We start from the raw sequence: 18,699 nt of genomic DNA, 5'->3' as shown, positions 1-18,699 counted from the left end.
ACGCCCGACAGGTGGACAGACATTCCACCGTCACACGCCCTCCACCGCCGCCACCACGTGGCGTAATCAAACGCTCACTCCGCCCCATCGTTCCAGCAACCACCACCTCCGACCACTGGAACCAGGTGAACATCTCTCGTTCGACGAGCCGGAGCCACCACCTGGGCCGCACTTGAGCCGATAATCTCCGCAGAGTCCATAGCCGACGATCTCGAGGCGGGGTGGTGGAGTGGTGAGCGCTGACTCACCAGAGATCCAGGTTCGGCTGTTCGGGCAGCTGGTGGTCACGGTGGCCGGACAGCCGGTCGAGATCAGCGGCGGCAGGGCTCGGACGCTGCTGGCGGTCCTCGCCGTCTCCACCGGCGAGTACGTCCTCGCTGACACTCTCGCGGACCGGCTGTGGGGCGAAGACCTGCCCCGCCACGTCCGGCGGAGCATGCACACCCTCGTGTCGCGCCTGCGCCAAGTGCTGGGGCCCACTGCGATCCGTACCAAGGCGGGCGGTTACGCCCTCACGCTCCCACCGCATCAGGTCGACGTGCTGCACTTCGAGAATCTGCTTCGTACGGCGTTCGCTCAGCCGGACCATGCAACCGAGTTGGCCGGCATCAAAACCGCACTGAAGCTGTGGACCGGTGATCCCTTCGACAGCGTGCATTCCGACTGGCTGTCGACGGTGGTGACTCCGCGCTTGGTGGAGCTTTACCTGTCGGGCGTCGAACGACGCGTGGACCTTGACGAGGCAGGGGTACACGCGGGCGAGCTGCTGGCTGGACTGCGCGAGCTCGCCGCGGCGCATCCGCTGCGTGAGTCGTTGTGGGCCCGTCTGCTGCACGTGCTGTCGGATTGCGGCCGACCAGCGGAGGCCCTCGGCTTGTACGACGTCATTCGGAGCCGGCTTGCCAAGGAGCTGGGAGTCGGGCCGGGCGCGCAACTCCAGGAGGTGCACCAGCGGCTGCTGAGCGACGACGCGGCCAGACACGTCGCGGTGAGTTCCGAGCCTGGTGCTGGCCCACCGCCGACTGATTCGCGTCCGACCGTCCACGCGGAACAGTTGCGCGGCGAACCCCGCTCCTTGCCCCCGGATGTGCCTGGATTCGTCGGACGCACCGAGCAGGTCGAGCAGTTGGCGCAGTCGGCCGGGGATCGTGTCATGGCACTGGCTGCCATCGACGGGATGGCCGGCAGCGGCAAGACCGCACTGGCAGTCCACGTCGCGCATCAGCTGGCGCCGAGGTTCCCCGACGGACAGCTCTTCATCGACCTGCACGGCCATACCGACGGTGTCGAGCCGGTCCGACCGGCAGAGGCACTCGGTCGGCTGCTGCAAGCGCTGGGTGTCCCGGCCGACCAGCTACCTCGCCACCAGGAAGACCGGGCCGGCCTCTTCCGCGGCTTGCTCGCCGGCCGAGCTGTCCTGCTGCTGCTCGACAACGCCGCCGACGAGGCACAGCTCAAGCCCCTGTTGCCCGGTTCGCGAACATGCGGCGTCCTCGTCACCAGCCGGCAGCGGCTGGCCGGCCTGGACACCACCGCCACCGTCTCCCTTGACGGCCTTTCCCCCGACGAAGCCGTGACACTTTTCTGTCACGTCGCGGGGCGGCACCGGCTGACAGACACATCACGGCAGGTGCTGATCCAGATCGCGGAACAATGCGGGCTGCTGCCGCTGGCGATCCGGATCGCGGCAGCCCGATTCAGGGCCCACCCGTCCTGGGAACCCCAGCAGCTGCTCGACCTGCTGCGGCGGCACCGGGACAGGTTGGCTGAGTTGGAAGCCGGCCCGCGTAGCGTGGCCGCCGCGATCGACCTGTCCTACCGCCAGCTTCGTCCAGAGCTGCGACGCGCCTACCGGCTGTTGGGGCTGCATCCGGGCAGCGACTTCACGGCCGAGTCAGCCACCGCCCTGCTCGGGTCGCCTGCCACTGATGACATGCGTGAACTGGAGCGTCTGCTTGACGCCCATCTGCTGCAGGAGCGGTCGTTCGGGCGCTACAGCTTCCATGACCTCGTGAAGGAACACGCCGGCCGCACAGTGGCTGTGCATGAGTCACTGCAAGGCCGACGCGAGGCACTCGGGCGGTTGGTGGATCACTACTGCCGCAGTACGACGGCGGCGGTGCGCTTGCTGTATCCCGATCGAGCCGAGAATCTACCGATCCACCAGCCGGTACAGGTGCCGCCTGCCACTGCGGAGCAGGCAAGCACCTGGTTGAAGGCGGAGTTGTCCACGGTGCTCGCCGTTGCGGAGCACACGGTGACGGCCGACCGGCCGGCTTGTGCCAGGCACCTGGCCGACACGCTGTACGTCTACTTTCGCACCGTAGGCCGCTCGGCCGAACTCCAGTCACTGCACCGGCAAGCGCGAGAAGTCGCTCGGGCAGTCGGCGACACCGCTGGCGAGGCCGAAAGCTCGATCCGACTCGGTGAGTGCCTGCGGCTGCGCGGAGCCCACGCGTCAGCCTTTGTGGAGTACGCCGAAGCACTGCAGCTCGCCGACGCAGCCGGCCATCGTCACGGGAAGATGGCTGCGTTGCACGGCCGTGGGCTGGTCCACGGCATCCTGGACCGCAATGACGAAGGGCTCCGGGACCTGATGAAGGCCCTGGACCTCGCGGATGAGCTCGGCAACCCGGCGGGCATGCTCGACGCCCTCAACGGCCTGAGCTGGATTCATGGCAAACGGGGCGAGGTCGCGCAAGCGATGGTGTACAACGAGCGTGCTCTGGAGATTGCTCGGTCGGTCCGTCACCGGAGTCTCGGCAAACTTCTGTCCGCCGCTGGACATCACCATCTCCGGCAAGGCGATCCAGCCCGGGCAATGGGGATGTTCGAGCAGGCCTTGCAGGAGGCGCGGACCAACGGCAACCGTCACAACGAGCTCCGCTGCCTGGACGGCTTGGCCGAGTCGCATCGACTCCTGGGGGACCTTTCAGCAGCTGCCGACTGCTATCACAACGCTCTGCAACTGGCCCGCGAACTCGGCTCACCGAACTGGGAGCTGGAAGCGCATCAGGGCATTGGTCGGCTGGAACTGGCGTTGGGCCACGCTGAGGAGGCGCTGGTCAGGCACCAGCAGGCGCTCGACGTGGCATCGGCCCTGTGTCAGCCGGTGGACCAGGCCAGGGCACACGACGGTCTGGCCCACGCACTCGAGAAGCTCGGGGACGTTGAGGGTGCCGCGCACCACTGGGTGCATGCCTTGACCATCCTGGCCGCGATCGGTGTGACGCACACAGACGAGTGGCAGGTGAGGATAGCTACCCTCCAAGACCACGTCGACCGGATCAGCCCGCTCATGGAGCTGCCAGGGCGCCGGCGAAGCAGATGAGGGCGGCCCTTCGTCGGGCCGGCCACGCTGCCGCGTGGTGCCGATGCACCGGGACGCTCATCAGGCGCCGTCGTCATGGTGGCGTTCGACGGGTGGGCCAGGCTGGTGCGCGCAGGCCGTGAGCCAGGCGGTGTGGAAGGCGCGGTAGCTGGGGAAGCGGGTGGTGGTGGCTTCCTGGAGTACGGCGTACTGGGGGGTGGTGCTGCGGAAGGTGGAGCGGTCGAGGGTGCCGTCGGCGAGAAAGATCAGCGCGGTCCGGGCCAGCACGAAGGCGGTGGTGCGGTCGTCGATCGGGGCGCCGAGGGAGAACTCCTCCGGGGCCATCAGGCGGGAGGCGCCGAACATCCGGCCCATGGTGTTGCGGTACGGCCCGTGCACGTAGCTGTCGAGGTCGACGACCGTCAGTTGCCGCTCGGCGAAGTCGTACAGCAGCGCGCCGTCGTAGAAGTCACCTTCGACCCAGCCGGCGTCGGTCAGCTCGGCGTGCAGGTCGAAAAGCTGGTCGAGGGCCGCCGAGATCTCCTCGGCCGGCAACGCGCGGAAGCGCTGGTACGCCGTCGTCGGGTCGTCCCGGGACTCCCGGCTGGTGCCGAGGTGCTCGCCGTCCCGCCAGGCGTAGACGAGCAGCGGGCCGCCCGGTGACTCGATCAGACCGTGGAACGTCGGCAGCAACGGGTGCTCCACGCTCGTGGCTAGTCGGGCCGCGGTCCGCAGCAGCTCTCCCCGGGCCGGGAAGTCCAGGGAGGGCTCGGCGTTCCGCGGATCACCTGCTGTCTTGACGAAGTACCGCGTGCCGGCCGCATCCACGCCGTACGAGATGTTGCCGGAGTCCTGGGTGTCGGCTCCGAAGCGGGCGAAGACAGTCCCGAGCGTTCGCACGTACTCGGCCGGCTGCTGGTCGATCTGCTCGGGAAACATCCGTCGGACGCTACCGCGCAGCTGATCGGTCGGCGACGCCTTTAGCGTGGGGAGGCGGATCTGCAGCACTCAGCAATCTCTCGTTCGGGGCAGGCTGCAGGCGTACGACGGCTGCCCGGGAGCCGGGTGCGACGGTTGGTGAGTGGTGGGCGTCCGGGTCAGCCGATGCCTGGGCCGACGAGGGTGCCGACGAAGTACGTGAGGGCGGCGGCGGCTCCGCCGAGCAGGAGCTGGCGCAGACCGGAGTACCACCAGGAGCGGGTGGTGACTCGGCTGACCACGGCGCCGCAGAGGAAGAGCGCGGTGAGCGAGAGGACCAGAGCGGGCAGGACCGTCGAGGCGCCGAGCAGGTACGGGAGCAGGGGGATGAACGCCCCGGCCCCGAAGCAGACGAACGACGACGCGGCGGCGACCACCGGCGACGGCAGGTCGTTGGGGTCGATGCCGAGCTCTTCGCGGACATGCTCCTCGAGCGCCTGGTCCGGGTCGGCGTGGAACTGCTTGGCGACCTGGCTGGCCAGATCTGGGTCCAGGCCTTTGGCGCGGTAGGTGTCGGCGAGCTCGCGTTCCTCGTCGGTCGGGTGCCGCTGGATCTCGCGCCGCTCGACCTCGATCTCGGCCCGGGCGAGCTCGCGCTGGGAGGCGACCGAGGTGTACTCCCCCGCCGCCATCGAGAACGCTCCCGCGGCCAGCCCCGCCAACCCGGCCAGCACGATGAACCGCGACCCGGACTCGGTCCCGCCGTCCATGCCGGCGATCAGCGCGAAGTTCGACACCAGCCCGTCCATCGCCCCGAACACCGCCGGCCGCAACCACCCACCGGTCACGTCCCGGTGCGTGTGATCCCCCGCGTGCTCGGCCGAAACCCCGCGAACTTCACCCGGTCCGCCGCCGACGGACGCCGGCCCGTGCCCGGACGTTCCACGCGGGGCTTGCGTGGCCGGTGACGGGCTTGCCGTTGCGCCGGCCGGTTCGCCTGCGGCGGCAGGTTCGCCTGCGGCGGACGGTGGGGTGCGGTCGTCGGGGGTGGGGATTTCAGTCACGGGTCCCGGTGGTGGGCGGGGTGGTGGTGGCGTCGGCCTTCGGCTTGTCCGAGGGCGTCGGCTCGGTGTCCGAGCGCGACGCGGTGGCGGACTCGGTGGCCGGGGCGTGGTCCTCGGCCGTCGAGGGGTGAGCGCCGGCGGTGCCCGCGGGAATCTCGGCGGGGCGGGCGGACGGCTCGGCCGCTGCGGTGTCGGAGCTGGACGGCTGCTGCTCCGCCGTCACGCTCGACGGCCGGTCGCGGACCGGCTCGTCTTCGGCGGAGGCCGAGGCGACTGCGCCGCCGGCTGAGGTCGAGGCGGCTGCACCGCCCGCCGACGTCGAAGCGTTGGCACCGTCAGCCGAGGTCGAAGCGTTCGCACCGCCCGCCGAGGTCGAATCGGATCCACCGCCCGCCGACGTCGAAGCGTTCGCACCGCCCGCCGACGTCGAAGCGTTCGCACCGCCCGCCGACGTCGAAGCGGCCGCCTCGTCCGTCGATGCCGCCGCGTCGTCGGTGTCGTCCGACGGGGCCGGGGTGGTGGTGATGTTTTCCCGGCCGGGGCGGGTGCGCGCGCTGAGTACGAAGAAGACGACCGCGGCCGCGAAGACGATCAGCGCCGTCCAGACGTTGAGGCGCAGGCCGAGCACCTCGTCGGCGGTGTCGATGCGCAGGTTCTCGATCCAGGCGCGGCCGGCGGTGTAGCCGGCGACGTACAGGGCGAAGGCGCGGCCGTGGCCGAGCCGGAACCGGCGGTCGGCGAGAACGACCAGCGCGACCACGCCGAGGTTCCAGAGCATCTCGTACAGGAACGTCGGGTGGAAGGTGGCGAACTGCTCGAAGCCGGCGACCCGGTGAGCGGGGTCGATCTCCAGGCCGAACCACTGGTCGGTCGGCCGCCCGTACAGCTCCTGGTTCCAGTAGTTGCCGAACCGGCCGAGCACCTGCGCCAGCGCGATGCCCGGCGCCATCGCGTCGGCGACCGCCAGGAACGGAACCTTGTGCCGGCGGCAGGCCAGCCACGCGCCGAGCGCGCCGAACGCGATCGCGCCCCAGATGCCGAGCCCGCCGTTCCAGATCTTCAGCGCGTCGACCGGGTCGGCGCCCTCACCGAAGTACCGCTTCCAGTCGGTCAGCACGTGGTAGATGCGGGCGCCGACCAGGCCGAACGGAACCGCCCACATGATGATGTCGCCCAGCACCTCGGGCGAACCGCCGCGAGCGACCCAGCGTTTCCGGCCGAGCCAGTAGCCGGCGAAGATACCTGCCAGGATGCACAGCGCGTAGGCCCGCAGCGGCAGACCGAACACGTGCCAGACACCCTGGCTGGGACTGGGAATGAAGGCCGGCACGATCACGGCGGGCAGCAGACTAGACATGGCAAGCACGAACGCTACTCGACCGCCCCCACCGCGACCACAAACCCGGGGTCACGATGGGGACTCGGTCGCAGCGGCAGGCACCGGGAATCAGCCGGCCGCGTCGACCGCGGCGGTGATGCCGGCCGGGTTCAGCTGGTCCTCGGGCAGCATCTTGCCGTCGACGAAGACCGCCGGGGTGCCCTCGACCTTGCGATTGGCGGCTTCCTTGCCGACCGACTCCAGCCAGCCGGCGTAGGTGTTGTCCTTCACCGCGGTCTCGAACGCCGCGTCGTCGATGCCGAGCTTCTTGCCCAGCTCGACCAGCTGGTCGGTGGTCCAGGACTTCGCGAAGTCGGCGTACATCTCGTCGGCGTAGCTGCGGGCCTTGCCCTCCGCGGCTGCGGCGGCGAACGCGTTGCCCAGCCGGGGCGAGGCGTCCGCGACGAACGTCAGCGGCCAGTACGTCACCGTCGCGGTGCCGTCGTCGACCAGCTTGTTGATGGCCTCGCCGGACTGGTCCTCGAACTCCTTGCAGTGCGGGCAGCGGAAGTCCAGGAACAGGTCGATGTTCGTCTTCGCGCCGGCCTTGCCGACCGTGACGCCCTTGCCGGCGGTCCCCGGCCCGGTGATCACCGCCGGCTCCGTGCCGCCGGTCGAGGTGACCTCGACGCCGGAGTTGCTGCGCCAGTACTGCACGCCCACGCCCGCGGCGAGGGCGAGCAGCAGGATCGCGACGATGACGACGCCGGGCCCGATCCGGCGCTTCTTCGGCTCCAGCAGCGGGTTCACCCGGGTTTTGTTCTTGCTCACGACGCCGTAACTCCTGTCGATGGATCCGATTCCAGAGGGAACTTACCGAGCGGGCGGACCTGCACCACAGCTCCCGGCACCAGCCGGGTCGCGGTCGAGGCCCACCGGGGCCCGGACCGCTGGTTCACCGGTTCTGCTCCACGAGCTTGCCGAAGTCGTGGGCCAGATCGCCGATGGCGGCGTTCGACAGCCACAGCACGGTGGCCTTGTCGTCCTTGCCGAAGCCGAGCACCTGCGCGCCGTGGCCGACCTCGTAACCGCCCGACGGCAGCTTCTTCATGCCCTCCACCGGTACGCCGACCGCCTTGGCGATGTCCTTGATCGACGTCAGCGAGCCGGTCAGTCCGGTGAACGCCGGGTCGAACCGGTCCAGGTACTTGCGGATCACCGGACCGGTGTCGCGCGCCGGGTCGGTGGTGACGAACAGCAGCTGGACGTCGTCGCGCACGCCCTGGTCGAGCTTGGTCAGCGCCGAGGCGACGTCGGCCATCACGGTCGAGCAGACGTCCGGGCAGTTGGTGTAGCCGAAGAAGACCAGGGTGACCGGCTTCTTGGTCGAGGTCCGCAGGTTGAACTCGTTGCCGCCGGTGTCGGTCAACGATGCCGCCGGCAACGCGTACGGCCGGTCCAGCACCGCGCCGCGCAACCCGTTCGGGTCGGCGGCGGTGGTGCGGATCACGGCGCCGCCGGGGTTGTCGGCCTCCTGCTTGGCTCCGTTGCCGCAGCCCGCGAGGGCCAGCAGCCCCACCGCGGCGAGCAGGACGGCCGCGTTCCTGGTTCGACTCACGGGCGTACTAACGACCGGCGACGGCCGTCGGTTCCCGTCGTACGCCCTCGGCCAGACTTTCGGTCAGCGTCCGGACGCCGGTCGGCCCGCCGTCGCCCATCGCCTTCACCAGCGCCGCTCCGACGATCACCGCGTCCGCGAACGCCGCGATGCCGGCGGCCTGGTCGGCGTTGGAGACGCCGAGGCCGACACCGACCGGCAGCGCGGTGGTCGCCTTGGTCCGGGCGACCAGCGGCGCGGCCAGGTCGGAGGCCTGCTCGCGGGCACCGGTGACCCCCATCACCGCGGTCGCGTAGACGAAGCCCCGGCAGTTCGCCGTGGTCAGCGCGATCCGGGAGTCGGTGGACGACGGTGAGACCAGGAACACCTTGTCCAGGTCCAGCTTGTCGGCCGCCGCGATCCACTCCGCGCCTTCCTCGGGGATCAGGTCGGGCGTGATCAGCCCCGCTCCCCCGGCCGCGGCCAGATCGGTGGCGAACCGGTCGACGCCGTACCGCTCGATCGGGTTCCAGTACGTCATCACCAGCACCGGTACGTCGGAGTACGCCGCGACCTGCTCGACCGTGGCGAGCACGTCGCGGGTGCGCAGGCCACCGGCCAGGGCGGTCTCGGTGGCGCGCTGGATCGTCACGCCGTCCATCACCGGGTCGCTGTACGGCAGGCCGATCTCGAGCACGTCGGCTCCACCGTCGACCAGCGCCTTCAGCCCGTCCACCCCGTCACCGAGCGTCGGGTAGCCGGCCGGCAGGTAGCCGACCAGCGCGGCGCGGCCCTCGTCGCGGGCCTTCCGGATCGCGCGCCCCGCGTTGCCGAGGGCAATCACCTCGTTCATGCCTGCAGGTCCTTCGCGTCGATCAGGCCGAACCACTCGCCGGCGGTGTCCATGTCCTTGTCGCCGCGGCCGGACAGGTTCACCAGCAGCACAGCCTCCGGACCGAGCTCGCGGGCGACCTCCAGCGCACCGGCGATGGCGTGCGCGGACTCGATCGCGGGAATGATGCCCTCGGTCCGGGCCAGCAGCCGCAGCGCCTCCATCGCGGCCGCGTCCGTCACCGGCCGGTACGCCGCCCGGCCGGTCTCGGCCAGCCAGGCGTGCTCCGGGCCGACGCCGGGGTAGTCCAGCCCGGCCGAGATCGAGTGCGACTCGATGGTCTGCCCGTCGTCGTCCTGCAGCAGGTAGGACCGGGCGCCGTGCAGCACGCCGATCTGGCCGGCCGTGATCGTCGCCGCGTGCCGGCCGGTGTCGTAGCCGTCGCCGCCGGCCTCGATGCCGTACAGCTTGACGTCGGTGTCCGGTACGAAGGCGGCGAACAGGCCGATCGCGTTCGAGCCGCCGCCGACGCAGGCGATCGCGGCGTCGGGCAGCCGGCCGAGCAGCTCCAGCGACTGGGCCCGGGCCTCGTCGCCGATGCCGCGGACGAAGTCGCGCACCATCGCCGGGAACGGGTGGCCGCCGGCCGCCGTCCCGAGCAGGTAGTGGGTGTTGTCGACGCTGGCGACCCAGTCGCGCAGCGCCTCGTTGATGGCGTCCTTCAGCGTCCGGCTGCCGGTCTTGACCGGGATCACCTCGGCGCCGAGCAGCTTCATCCGGGCGACGTTGAGGGCCTGCCGCTCGGTGTCGACCTCGCCCATGTAGACCACGCACTCGAGGTCGAGGTAGGCGCAGGCGGTCGCGGTGGCGACGCCGTGCTGACCGGCGCCGGTCTCGGCGATCACCCGGGACTTGCCCATCCGCTTGGTCAGCAGCGCCTGGCCGAGCACGTTGCGGATCTTGTGGGCGCCGGTGTGGTTGAGGTCCTCGCGCTTGAGCAGGATCCGGGCGCCGGCGACGTCGGACAGCCGGGTCGCGTCGTACAGCAGGCTCGGGGTGCCGGCGTACTCGCGCAGCATCCGCTCGAACTCGTCGGTGAAGGTCTTGTCGGCCATCGCGTTCTGCCAGGCGGCCGTCAGCTCGTCCAGCGGGCCGATCAGAGCCTCCGGCATGAACCGGCCGCCGAAACGGCCGAAGTGCCCGAGCTGGTCGGGCAGCAGTGTGGTCATCTCTTCGCCTTCCGATCCCGGCCGGCCCAGGCCCGAAAACCGGTCCGCGGGCCCAACCTGAGTTGAACCCGCGGGACGATCCGGACCCTGCCGAGCAGGGTTCTCCGTCTCAGTGACGCTGCTGGATGGCGGGGTGCGATCCGGCAGCGACCAGATCGGCGACCGAGGAGCGGGGATCGCTGCCGGTCACCAGGGTTTCACCGACGAGGACGACATCGGCCCCGGCGCGCGCGAACTCGATTACATCATGCGGGCCGCGCACGCCCGACTCCGCCACCCGGACCAGGTTGGACGGGATCACCGGCGCCACCCGGGCGAACGTGCTGCGGTCGACCGCGAGCGTCTTCAGGTTGCGGTTGTTCACGCCGATCAGCTGGGCGCCGGCGTCGACCGCGCGCCGGGTCTCCTCCTCGTCGTGCACCTCGACCAGCGGGCACAGGCCGATCGAGTGGGCCCGCTCGATCAGCGAGACCAGCGCCTCCTGCTCCAGCGCCGCCACGATCAGCAGCACCATGTCGGCACCGGCCGCGCGGGCCTCCCACAACTGGTAGGAAGACACCACGAAGTCCTTGCGCAGCACCGGCACGTCGACCTGGCCGCGCACCGCGCGCAGGTCCTCCAGGCTGCCGCCGAAGCGCCGCTTCTCGGTCAGCACCGAGATCGCGGCCGCCCCGCCCTGCTCGTACTCCGAGGCCAGCGCGGCCGGGTCGGAGATCTCGGCCAGCTCGCCCTTGGACGGGCTGGACCGCTTCACCTCGGCGATCACCGCGATCCCGTCGCCACGGAACACCGGCATCGGGTCCTTCGCGTCGGGCTTGCGCTGCGCCTCCAGCTTCAGGTCGTCCAGGCTGACCAGCGCCTGGCGCTCCGCGAGGTCCTCCCGGACCCCGGCGAGAATGTCGTCAAGCACAGTCATGTCGTGGTCCTGTCGTCAGGAACGGTCGCTGGACTTGGCGCCGAAGCCGAGCAGCTGCATGACCTTGCCGACCAGACCGCCCGCTACCGCGATCGCGGCGGAGATCCAGAACAGCACCCAGTTCGGGCCCATCACCATGGCGATGGCTCCGAGGGTGAAGCCCACCAGCACGATGACCACGGCGGTCCAGGCCGCCGGAGTGCTGCCGTGCAGGCCGCCTGCGTGAGCGTCTTCGCTCTCGTACGTCGCCGGTTGATCCGTGCTCGTCTTGTCCATCGCCTGTGCACTCCCTGTCGTCGTCCGTCCTATTGTGGCGGTAGCCCGCCGCGATCAGATCGTCGGGTCCTCACCCGCGTCGATCGCCTTCCACTGATCCGCGGGCGTGGCGGCCGGATCACGTTCGTAACGCCGGGTCGGGCGACGCCAGCGGTGGGCCGTGGCCAGCCCGGTCAGGCCGGCCGCGACGAGCGCGACTCCTCCGGCCAGCGCCAGCCACGGAGCCGGTCCGGTGCTCAGTGCGACGGTGTCGGTCACGGCCTGGCTCAGCTCCGGCCGCAGCCGCCCCAGCTCCTGCAGATCCGGCCGGACCTGCAGGGCGACACCGACGGCGGCGACGCCCATGAGCAGGACCAAGGCCGACAGCACCCGGCGCAGCGCCGTACCGGCGAGCTTGGTGACCACCACGGCCACCAGCGACGCCAGCGCGAGCGTGACCGGCGCGCGGGTGACGCTGTAGCCGGTGAAGCTGACCGCCGGCCGGCCGCTGCCCGGATCCGCCGTCGACCAGGTCAGGTACGCAGACAGCGCGAGCAGCACGAGCGCCACCACGGCGAGCAGGTCGACCAAGCGTTGGGAACGCACTCCCTACACCTCGGTGAAGGTGCCGGCGACGGCGATCGCGTTGAGCACCGCGGCGGCCTTGGTCCGGCACTCGGCGTCCTCGGCGGCCGGGTCGGAGTCCGCGACGATGCCGGCGCCGGCCTGGACGTAGGCGGTCGTGCCGCGCAGCACGGCGGTCCGGATCGCGATCGCGGTGTCCGCGTCGCCGGCGAAGTCGAGGTAGCCGACCACGCCGCCGTACACCCCGCGCCGGGTGACCTCCAGCTTGTCGATGATCTCCATCGCGCGGGGCTTCGGCGCGCCGGACAGCGTGCCCGCCGGGAAGGCCGCGGTGAGCGCGTCGAACGCGGTCTTGCCGGCCGCGAGCCGCCCGGTCACGGTCGACTCCAGGTGCATCACGTGGCTGTAGCGGCGGACGTCCATGAAGTCGACCACCTCGACGGTGCCCGGCGCGCAGACCCGGCCGACGTCGTTGCGGCCGAGGTCGACCAGCATCAGGTGCTCGGCGCGCTCCTTGGCGTCGGCCCGCAGCTCCTCCTCCAGCGCGTGGTCCTCCTCCGGCGTCGAACCGCGGCGACGGGTGCCGGCGATCGGGTGCAGGATCACCTTGTTGTCGGTGACCTTGACCAGCGCCTCGGGGCTGGAGCCGACGATGTCGAAGCCGTCCAGCCGGACCAGGTACATGTACGGGCTCGGGTTCGACCGGCGCAGCACCCGGTAGATGTCCAGCGCGCTCGCGGTGCTCTCCAGCTCGAACCGCTGCGACACCACGATCTGGAACGCCTCGCCCGCCCGGATCTCCTCCTTGGCGTGCTCGACGGCCTCCTGGTACTCCGCGCTGGACCGCTGCCGGTGCGGCTCCGGCTGCGCGTCCCGGTCCGCCCGCACCACGTACGACGGGGTCGGCCGGGCCAGGTCGCGCTCCATCGCGTCCAGCCGGCGGACGGCGTCGGCGTACGACTCGTCCACCCGCTCGTCGGAGTCGTCCCAGTTCACCGCGTTCGCGATCAGCCAGATCTCGCCGGTCTCGTGGTCGAGCGCGGCCAGGTCGGTGGCGAACAGGAAGGTCAGCTCGGGCAGCCCGAGATCGTCGACGGTTGTGTCCGGCAACTTCTCCAGCCGGCGCACGGCGTCGTACCCGAGAAAGCCGACCATGCCGCCGGTCAGCGGGGGCAGGTCGGGCAGCCGCGGGGTGTGCAGGATCTCCAGCGTCTCGCGCAGCGCCCGCAGCGGGTCACCGGTCTGCGGCAGCCCGACCGGCGGGTTGCCGGTCCAGACGGCCTCGCCGTTGCGCTCGGTCAGCGTCGCGGCGCTGCCGACCCCGATGAAGGAGTAGCGCGCCCAGACGCCGCCGTTCTCCGCCGACTCCAGCAGGAAGGTGCCTTCACGCTCGGCCGCGAGCTTGCCGTAGACACCGATCGGCGTCTCCGCGTCGGCCAGCAGCCGCCGGGTGACCGGAATGACCCGGCGGTCCTTCGCGTACTCGCGAAAGGTCTCGAGGTCCGGGGTCGCGCTCATACTGCTACCTCGATCTCGCCGTGCTCGAAGCAGCTGCGGGTGCCGGTGTGGCAGGCCGGGCCCTCCTGGTCGACGAGCACGAGCAGGGTGTCGGCGTCGCAGTCGACGAGGATCTGCTGCACGTGCTGGCGATGACCGCTGGTCTCGCCCTTCACCCAGTACTCCTGCCGGCTGCGCGACCAGAACGTGCTCCGCCCGGTCGCGGCGGTACGGCGGACGGCCTCGGCGTTCATCCAGCCGACCATCAGCACCTCGCGGGTGTCGTACTGCTGCACCACCGCCGGGATCAGCCCGGCTGCGTCGAAGGTCAGCTCCTCGATACTCACCGGCCCATTGTCCCCCAGCCCGGGGACAGAGCTGACCAGCAGGGCCGTCTGCGGACCCGGGCGGGGGCACGGTTTCCCGGCGCGCCGCCGGCCCGGGCCTGACAGGATGTGGGGATGACGACGAGTGTGGCGCGCGTGCAGGCGCTGTTGCAGGAGAATCCGCTGATCGACGGCCACAACGACCTGCCGATCGCGTTCTGGGAGCTGTGCGGCTACGACCTCGACGCCCACGACCTGAGCGTGTCGGTGCCGCAGCTCAACACCGACCTGCCGCGGCTGCGGCTCGGCCAGGTCGCGGCGCAGTTCTGGTCGCTGTGGGTCCCGCAGGACGACGACGCGGTCCGCCGGACCTTCGAGCAGATCGACTTCGTGCACCGGCTGGTCGAGCGGTTCGGGGAGTCGATGGCGCTGACGCCCACCGCGGACGACGTCGAGGCGGCCTTCAAGGAGCGCCGGATCGCGTCGCTGATGGGCATGGAGGGCGGCCACTCGATCGGCGAGTCGCTCGGCGTGCTGCGGATCATGCGCGCGCTCGGTGTGCGTTACATGACCCTGACGCACAACAACAACGTCTCCTGGGCCGACTCCGCCACCGACGAGCCGGTGCTCGGCGGACTGAACGACTTCGGCGAGCAGGTCGTGGCGGAGATGAACCGGATCGGCATGCTGGTCGACCTGTCGCACGTGTCGGCCGACACCATGCGGCACGCGCTGCGGGTCACCTCCGCGCCGGTCATCTTCAGCCACTCCTCCGCGCGCGCCGTGTGCGACGTGCCGCGCAACGTGCCGGACGACGTACTGCAGACCCTGGCCGGCAACGGCGGCGTCTGCATGGTCACCTTCGTCCCGTACTTCGTCTCGCAGGCCTTCGTCGACTGGGTCGCCGGCGCGCGCGAGGCCGCGGCGGACCAGGGGCTCGACCCGTTGAAGCCGGCCGACCGGAAGAAGCTGCGCGAGGCGTACGCCGTACCGGCGCCGAAGGTCACGCTGGACGACGTGGTGACGCACGTCGAGCACGTTCGCGAGGTGGCCGGGATCGACCACGTCGGCATCGGCGGGGACTACGACGGCTGCCCGGAGTTCCCGGTCGGGCTGCCCGACGTCGCGTCGTACCCGTCGCTGTTCTACGCCCTCGCGGACCGCGGGTGGTCCGACCAGGATCTGGCGAAGCTTGCTGGCGGCAACATCCTGCGCGTGCTCCGGGCGGCCGACGAGGCCGGTCCCGCGCGGGCGCGCTGACGCTCCGGGCGCCGAGCGTCAACGGGCCGGTCGCCGCCGATCAGTAGGCCGTCGCCCGCTCGTCGCTTGGCCCCTCGTCGGTGGGCCGCTCGCCGGTCAGCGGGCGGCCGTCGCCGCCTGCCACGGCGCGTGCCACCGGAGGGCGGCGGGCGTCGTACACGGTGAGCGCGCCGAGCAGGAGCAGGATCCAGCCCCCGCCCACCGGTTCCAGGACGGTGTCCAGCCCGCCGATGCCGACCATCCACCACCCCAGCACGGCCGGCAGGGTCCCGGTCACTCGGACCGACCAGCGCGCAACCGCGGCGATCATCAGGGTGGCGAGTCCGCCGATGAAGAACCAGGTCACGTAGTCGCGGTGGATGTCGCTCGACGCGTTCACCACCCCGGCCGTGACCATGTCGCGCATGATGCCGGGCGACTCGACCACGGCGTACACCACGTGGACCACCCCCAGGCCGAAAACCAACCGCGGTACCCACCGGCTCAGCGTCGACATCGCCGTCCCCTTTCGTCGTTCTTCACCCAAACCATACTGTTTGGTATGGTACGCCTCGGCAAGTCACCCGCTGCAGTGGGGGTACGGCGCGCTCAGGTGGTCGCGAGGATGCGGGTCCAGAGCCGCTCGACGTCCTTCAGCGGGACAGGCGGCAGGACGTGGTAGCTGCCCAGCAGCACCAGGTAGACGATTCGGGCCAGATCGGCTGCCTCCGCCCGGCGGCCGGTGATCTCGACCAGGAGCTGCTGCAGATAACCGATTCGGCGGGCGTCGATCCGCTCCAGCGCCTCGCGGGCGACACCGTCCTGGGCGGCCCAGGCGCGTACGGCCCGTTCCAGCGCGGCGCTGTCGTCGGAACCGGCCACCAGCGCCTTCAGGTGGTCCAGCCGGGCCCGGGCGTCGCCGGCCGGCACGGCCTCGGCGGCGGCGACGTAGCGGGCGGTCTCGCGCTCCTCGAAGTACGCGAGCAGCGCCGTGTGATAGCCGCCCGCGCCGCCGAAGTGGTGGTAGAAGCTGCCCTTGCTCAAGCCGATGTCGTCGCAGAGCCGCTCGATCGTGACCGCCTTGATGCCCTCGTCGGCCAGAACGGCGAGCCCGGTCTCCAGCCAACGGTCACGCGACGACATGCGCCATTCCTACCAGAGTCGCCGGGCGGCCGACGGCACGAACCCCGTCGTCGCCCGGCTGACCTCGGAGCCTTCGTCGCCCGGCTGACCTCGGAGCCGTCGTCGCCCGGTTCACCTCGGAGCCGTCGCCGTTCCGGCTACACCGCGTCCGTCGTCCGGTCCGTGGACCGGGCGCGGATCTCGGCCAGCGGCTCGAAGCCCGCGGCGCGGTAGGTGGCGACGGCTCCGACGTTGAAACTGGGCGTGCACACCATCGCCCTCGACGCACCCAGCTCCCGCAGCGCCGCGGCCGCCGCGACGGTGATCGCCTGGCCGTAGCCGCGGCCGCGGTGGTCGCGGTGCACGCCCATCGGCTCGATCAGTCCGATCCGCCCCTCCCCCGCCGACCACACCGTGACCGCCGCCACGGCCTCCCCCTGCGCGTCCCGGCCGAGCAGGCACCGCGCCCGCGCGTACGGCGTACCGGCGGCCATCGTGTGCCAGCGTTCGTCGGTGAAAGTCGACCCGTCGAACGACGCCCGCTGCACCGCGGTCCGCACCGCCGCCGACTCCGCCGTCACCACCTCGACCGCGATGCCCGGGTCCTCCACCGGCGCGGCGAGATCCCGGACCAGCGGCTGCCACGGGTCGTCCGCCTCCCAGCCTGCCGCGGACAGCAACTCCTGCACCCGCGACTCCATCGGCGCGTCCAGGTACACCTTGCCCTCGATCAGTACGCCGCGCGCCGGGTCAGCCGCGTCCGCCACGACCGCCTGCGCCAGGTCGTCGTCCCGCAGCGCGTCCGGCGCGACCGCCAGCCGGAGCATGTCCGGCTCGTCCAGCAGCCCGATCGCGAGGATCTCCCCGTCCCGCTGCCAGGTCCGCACCGCACCCGCCGTGTGCTCCACCCCGAACCGCCAGAACCACCCGAGGTCCCCCGGGTGCAGCTGCACCACACCGTCCACGCCCTGCCACTGCCCCAGCCGCTCCACCACCCGGTCCAGCCCGGCAACGTCCGGCGTACCCGTCTCGATCGTCATGCCCCGATCACACACCACCGACCCGCGATCCGCACCCGACTTACCCGCCCACCACGCCGAGTTCGGTCTAGCCCGACTTTCGGGCCATCAGCCAGAAGCGCTTGCGGGTCACCAGGAGGGGCTCGCCGGCGGCTGGACCTCGGGCGTGCAGGGCGAGAAGAGTGTCGGCGTACCGGTCCACACTGAAGTCGTCCGGCACCTCCCACGGTACGAGCTGCAGATAGGCCACCAACGCCGCGACGTCCGTGAAGACGTAGTGGTCGATGCTCTCCGCGCCATGGAGGACATCGAGGCCTGCTGCGGCCAGAGCGCTGCGGAACCGGGTGTACTGAACGTGCGCCGCGGCCGCCGGTACGCCGAACGCTTCGCGTACCTCGCCGAACTCGTCACCACCGACCTGCTGGGTGAGGAACACCCCGCCCGCTGCGAGGACGCGGGCGACCTCGTCCGGGTGGTACGACTCGTGGCGGTTGACCACCAGATCGAAGCGGCCGGCGGCGAACGGCATCGGCACGGGCCGAGGCTCGTCGTCCGGCTGCCCGAACGCCACCACCTCGATCCCGTACGGCGCCAGTGCTTCCCGGGCGATCGGGAGGTTCGGTGGCCAGCCTTCGGTCGCCGTGGTGTCCGACGGCAACAGCTCGCTGAACCGGAGCAGCCGCTCGCCGCCCCCGGTCCCCATGTCCAGCACCGCGCTCGCCTGCGCAAGGCACTCCCGGGTCACCGCGTCGAAGTCCCACGGCAGCTCCGGCTCCCGCACCCGCCCGTCGAGCGCCGAGAAGTCCCAACCCCCGGGCGGTCCGGTCTCCTCGGCCCGCCAGCGCCGCACCAACTCCTCGGTGTCGTCCATCGCCCGATCCTAGAACCGCCCACGCGGCGGTGAAACGCATTTCCCGGGCGGTCCGGGCGCGACCTGCGCGGCGGGATGTTTGTTGATTCGGGCATCGGGCACGGGGCGGATTCATCGTGTTGTCGATACGAGGAGTTTGTGGTGCTGACCTTGACGGAGAACGCCACCCTGGTCATCAAGACCATCACGGGCGTCGACGGGGCCCCCGAGGGCGCCGGCGTGCGGATCTCCCAGGAGAACCCGACCGACCCCTCCCTGGCGGTGACGACGACCGAGGCGCCGAAGCCGGGTGACCAGGTGCTGGAGGAGAGCGGTGCGCGGGTGTTCCTGGAAGGGAACGCGGCGAACACGCTGGACGACAAGATCCTGGACGCGGCGGTCGACGAGCAGGGCGGGGTCGAGTTCCTGCTGGTGCCGCAGGCGGGCGCCGGACCGGCCTGATCCGAACTGACCGAGGAAGCGGGCCGGAGTCCCGTCCGGCCCGCTTCGTCATGTCCGGGATCCCTCCGGCACCCGTCGGCGTGCCCGCCGCTCCCCTCCGGCACCCGTCCGCGTGCCCGCCGCTCCCCTCCGGCACCCGTCCGCGTGCCCGCCGCTCCCC

General features: G+C 71.0%; 19 protein-coding genes. 3 read left to right on the top strand and 16 right to left on the bottom strand.

Annotated elements, in window-relative coordinates:
• The first annotated feature begins 232 nt into the window (after positions 1 to 232).
• Positions 233 to 3,331: an AfsR/SARP family transcriptional regulator gene (locus KFLA_RS15220; protein WP_148256644.1), complete on the top strand. Its 3,099-nt coding sequence runs from the start codon at positions 233 to 235 to the stop codon at positions 3,329 to 3,331.
• A gap of 60 nt (positions 3,332 to 3,391) precedes the next feature.
• Here KFLA_RS15220 and KFLA_RS15215 read toward each other — a convergent pair whose 3' ends face one another.
• The 12 genes from KFLA_RS15215 to hisI all read right to left on the bottom strand — a co-directional run bounded on the left by KFLA_RS15215 (position 3,392) and on the right by hisI (position 13,868).
• Positions 3,392 to 4,249 carry a hypothetical protein gene (locus KFLA_RS15215; RefSeq protein WP_049797349.1) on the bottom strand — a complete coding sequence of 286 codons (858 nt, stop codon included), beginning with the start codon at positions 4,247 to 4,249 and terminating at the stop codon, positions 3,392 to 3,394.
• A gap of 158 nt (positions 4,250 to 4,407) precedes the next feature.
• Positions 4,408 to 5,076 (bottom strand): VIT1/CCC1 transporter family protein, encoded by a 669-nt coding sequence (locus KFLA_RS15210; protein ID WP_012920691.1) that lies wholly within the window; start codon positions 5,074 to 5,076, stop codon positions 4,408 to 4,410.
• A 208-nt stretch (positions 5,077 to 5,284) separates the two neighbouring features.
• Positions 5,285 to 6,649, bottom strand: coding sequence for a prolipoprotein diacylglyceryl transferase (gene lgt, locus KFLA_RS15205; protein ID WP_012920690.1), 1,365 nt, complete (start codon positions 6,647 to 6,649; stop codon positions 5,285 to 5,287).
• Between the two features lie 90 nt (positions 6,650 to 6,739).
• A complete protein-coding gene (locus tag KFLA_RS15200) occupies positions 6,740 to 7,441 on the bottom strand; it encodes a DsbA family protein (protein WP_012920689.1) in 702 nt (233 codons plus the stop codon).
• A 124-nt stretch (positions 7,442 to 7,565) separates the two neighbouring features.
• A complete protein-coding gene (locus KFLA_RS15195) occupies positions 7,566 to 8,228 on the bottom strand; it encodes an SCO family protein (RefSeq protein ID WP_012920688.1) in 663 nt (220 codons plus the stop codon).
• Positions 8,229 to 8,235: 7 nt separating this feature from the next.
• Complete coding sequence (trpA, locus tag KFLA_RS15190; protein WP_012920687.1) at positions 8,236 to 9,060, bottom strand: tryptophan synthase subunit alpha; 825 nt, start codon at positions 9,058 to 9,060, stop codon at positions 8,236 to 8,238.
• Positions 9,057 to 10,268, bottom strand: coding sequence for a tryptophan synthase subunit beta (gene trpB, locus KFLA_RS15185; RefSeq protein WP_012920686.1), 1,212 nt, complete (start codon positions 10,266 to 10,268; stop codon positions 9,057 to 9,059). Before trpB ends, trpA begins: the two co-directional genes overlap by 4 nt.
• Before the next feature lie 109 nt (positions 10,269 to 10,377).
• A complete protein-coding gene (gene trpC, locus KFLA_RS15180) occupies positions 10,378 to 11,184 on the bottom strand; it encodes an indole-3-glycerol phosphate synthase TrpC (RefSeq protein WP_012920685.1) in 807 nt (268 codons plus the stop codon).
• A 15-nt stretch (positions 11,185 to 11,199) separates the two neighbouring features.
• The gene (locus tag KFLA_RS15175; protein ID WP_012920684.1) at positions 11,200 to 11,460 is read right to left on the bottom strand and encodes an HGxxPAAW family protein; all 261 of its coding nucleotides are present in this window, start codon (positions 11,458 to 11,460) and stop codon (positions 11,200 to 11,202) included.
• 54 nt (positions 11,461 to 11,514) lie between these two features.
• Complete coding sequence (locus tag KFLA_RS15170) at positions 11,515 to 12,045, bottom strand: Trp biosynthesis-associated membrane protein (RefSeq protein WP_012920683.1); 531 nt, start codon at positions 12,043 to 12,045, stop codon at positions 11,515 to 11,517.
• A 3-nt stretch (positions 12,046 to 12,048) separates the two neighbouring features.
• Positions 12,049 to 13,542, bottom strand: coding sequence for an anthranilate synthase component I (locus KFLA_RS15165; protein WP_012920682.1), 1,494 nt, complete (start codon positions 13,540 to 13,542; stop codon positions 12,049 to 12,051).
• Positions 13,539 to 13,868 (bottom strand): phosphoribosyl-AMP cyclohydrolase, encoded by a 330-nt coding sequence (hisI, locus tag KFLA_RS15160; RefSeq protein WP_012920681.1) that lies wholly within the window; start codon positions 13,866 to 13,868, stop codon positions 13,539 to 13,541. The genes KFLA_RS15165 and hisI overlap by 4 nt, the downstream gene beginning before the upstream one ends.
• Before the next feature lie 114 nt (positions 13,869 to 13,982).
• Here hisI and KFLA_RS15155 point away from each other — a divergent pair, with 114 nt between their 5' ends.
• Positions 13,983 to 15,107 carry a dipeptidase gene (locus KFLA_RS15155; protein WP_012920680.1) on the top strand — a complete coding sequence of 375 codons (1,125 nt, stop codon included), beginning with the start codon at positions 13,983 to 13,985 and terminating at the stop codon, positions 15,105 to 15,107.
• Between the two features lie 40 nt (positions 15,108 to 15,147).
• Here the strand turns inward: KFLA_RS15155 and KFLA_RS15150 are convergent, their stop codons facing one another.
• The 4 genes from KFLA_RS15150 to KFLA_RS15135 all read right to left on the bottom strand — a co-directional run bounded on the left by KFLA_RS15150 (position 15,148) and on the right by KFLA_RS15135 (position 18,098).
• Entirely contained in the window at positions 15,148 to 15,603 is a 456-nt protein-coding gene (locus KFLA_RS15150; protein WP_012920679.1) for a DUF6463 family protein, read from the bottom strand.
• Positions 15,604 to 15,695: 92 nt separating this feature from the next.
• Positions 15,696 to 16,229, bottom strand: a complete 534-nt coding sequence (locus KFLA_RS15145; RefSeq protein ID WP_012920678.1) for a TetR/AcrR family transcriptional regulator — start codon at positions 16,227 to 16,229, stop codon at positions 15,696 to 15,698.
• Positions 16,230 to 16,366: 137 nt separating this feature from the next.
• Positions 16,367 to 17,248 (bottom strand): GNAT family N-acetyltransferase, encoded by an 882-nt coding sequence (locus KFLA_RS15140; protein ID WP_012920677.1) that lies wholly within the window; start codon positions 17,246 to 17,248, stop codon positions 16,367 to 16,369.
• Positions 17,249 to 17,315: 67 nt separating this feature from the next.
• Complete coding sequence (locus tag KFLA_RS15135; RefSeq protein ID WP_012920676.1) at positions 17,316 to 18,098, bottom strand: class I SAM-dependent methyltransferase; 783 nt, start codon at positions 18,096 to 18,098, stop codon at positions 17,316 to 17,318.
• Positions 18,099 to 18,239: 141 nt separating this feature from the next.
• Between KFLA_RS15135 and KFLA_RS15130 the strand changes: the two genes are divergently transcribed.
• Positions 18,240 to 18,539 (top strand): (Fe-S)-cluster assembly protein, encoded by a 300-nt coding sequence (locus tag KFLA_RS15130; protein WP_012920675.1) that lies wholly within the window; start codon positions 18,240 to 18,242, stop codon positions 18,537 to 18,539.
• The last annotated feature ends 160 nt before the right edge of the window (positions 18,540 to 18,699 follow it).

The sequence above is a fragment of the Kribbella flavida DSM 17836 genome (assembly GCF_000024345.1).
GTDB classification, from domain to species: Bacteria; Actinomycetota; Actinomycetes; order Propionibacteriales; family Kribbellaceae; genus Kribbella; species Kribbella flavida.
Note: the sequence above shows the minus strand (reverse complement) of the source record. Positions and strands in the feature narration are given on the sequence as shown.

What these genes read in the sequence shown, in the direction of transcription:
- trpB (WP_012920686.1), bottom strand. Translation starts at nt 10,268, where the DNA reads ATGACCACACTGCTGCCCGACCAGCTCGGGCACTTCGGCCGTTTCGGC.
- KFLA_RS15155 (WP_012920680.1), top strand. Translation starts at nt 13,983, where the DNA reads ATGACGACGAGTGTGGCGCGCGTGCAGGCGCTGTTGCAGGAGAATCCG.
- KFLA_RS15135 (WP_012920676.1), bottom strand. Translation starts at nt 18,098, where the DNA reads ATGGACGACACCGAGGAGTTGGTGCGGCGCTGGCGGGCCGAGGAGACC.
- KFLA_RS15150 (WP_012920679.1), bottom strand. Translation starts at nt 15,603, where the DNA reads ATGTCGACGCTGAGCCGGTGGGTACCGCGGTTGGTTTTCGGCCTGGGG.
- KFLA_RS15215 (WP_049797349.1), bottom strand. Translation starts at nt 4,249, where the DNA reads ATGTTTCCCGAGCAGATCGACCAGCAGCCGGCCGAGTACGTGCGAACG.
- KFLA_RS15175 (WP_012920684.1), bottom strand. Translation starts at nt 11,460, where the DNA reads ATGGACAAGACGAGCACGGATCAACCGGCGACGTACGAGAGCGAAGAC.
- KFLA_RS15165 (WP_012920682.1), bottom strand. Translation starts at nt 13,542, where the DNA reads ATGAGCGCGACCCCGGACCTCGAGACCTTTCGCGAGTACGCGAAGGAC.
- lgt (WP_012920690.1), bottom strand. Translation starts at nt 6,649, where the DNA reads ATGTCTAGTCTGCTGCCCGCCGTGATCGTGCCGGCCTTCATTCCCAGT.
- trpC (WP_012920685.1), bottom strand. Translation starts at nt 11,184, where the DNA reads ATGACTGTGCTTGACGACATTCTCGCCGGGGTCCGGGAGGACCTCGCG.
- KFLA_RS15145 (WP_012920678.1), bottom strand. Translation starts at nt 16,229, where the DNA reads ATGTCGTCGCGTGACCGTTGGCTGGAGACCGGGCTCGCCGTTCTGGCC.
- KFLA_RS15140 (WP_012920677.1), bottom strand. Translation starts at nt 17,248, where the DNA reads ATGACGATCGAGACGGGTACGCCGGACGTTGCCGGGCTGGACCGGGTG.
- trpA (WP_012920687.1), bottom strand. Translation starts at nt 9,060, where the DNA reads ATGAACGAGGTGATTGCCCTCGGCAACGCGGGGCGCGCGATCCGGAAG.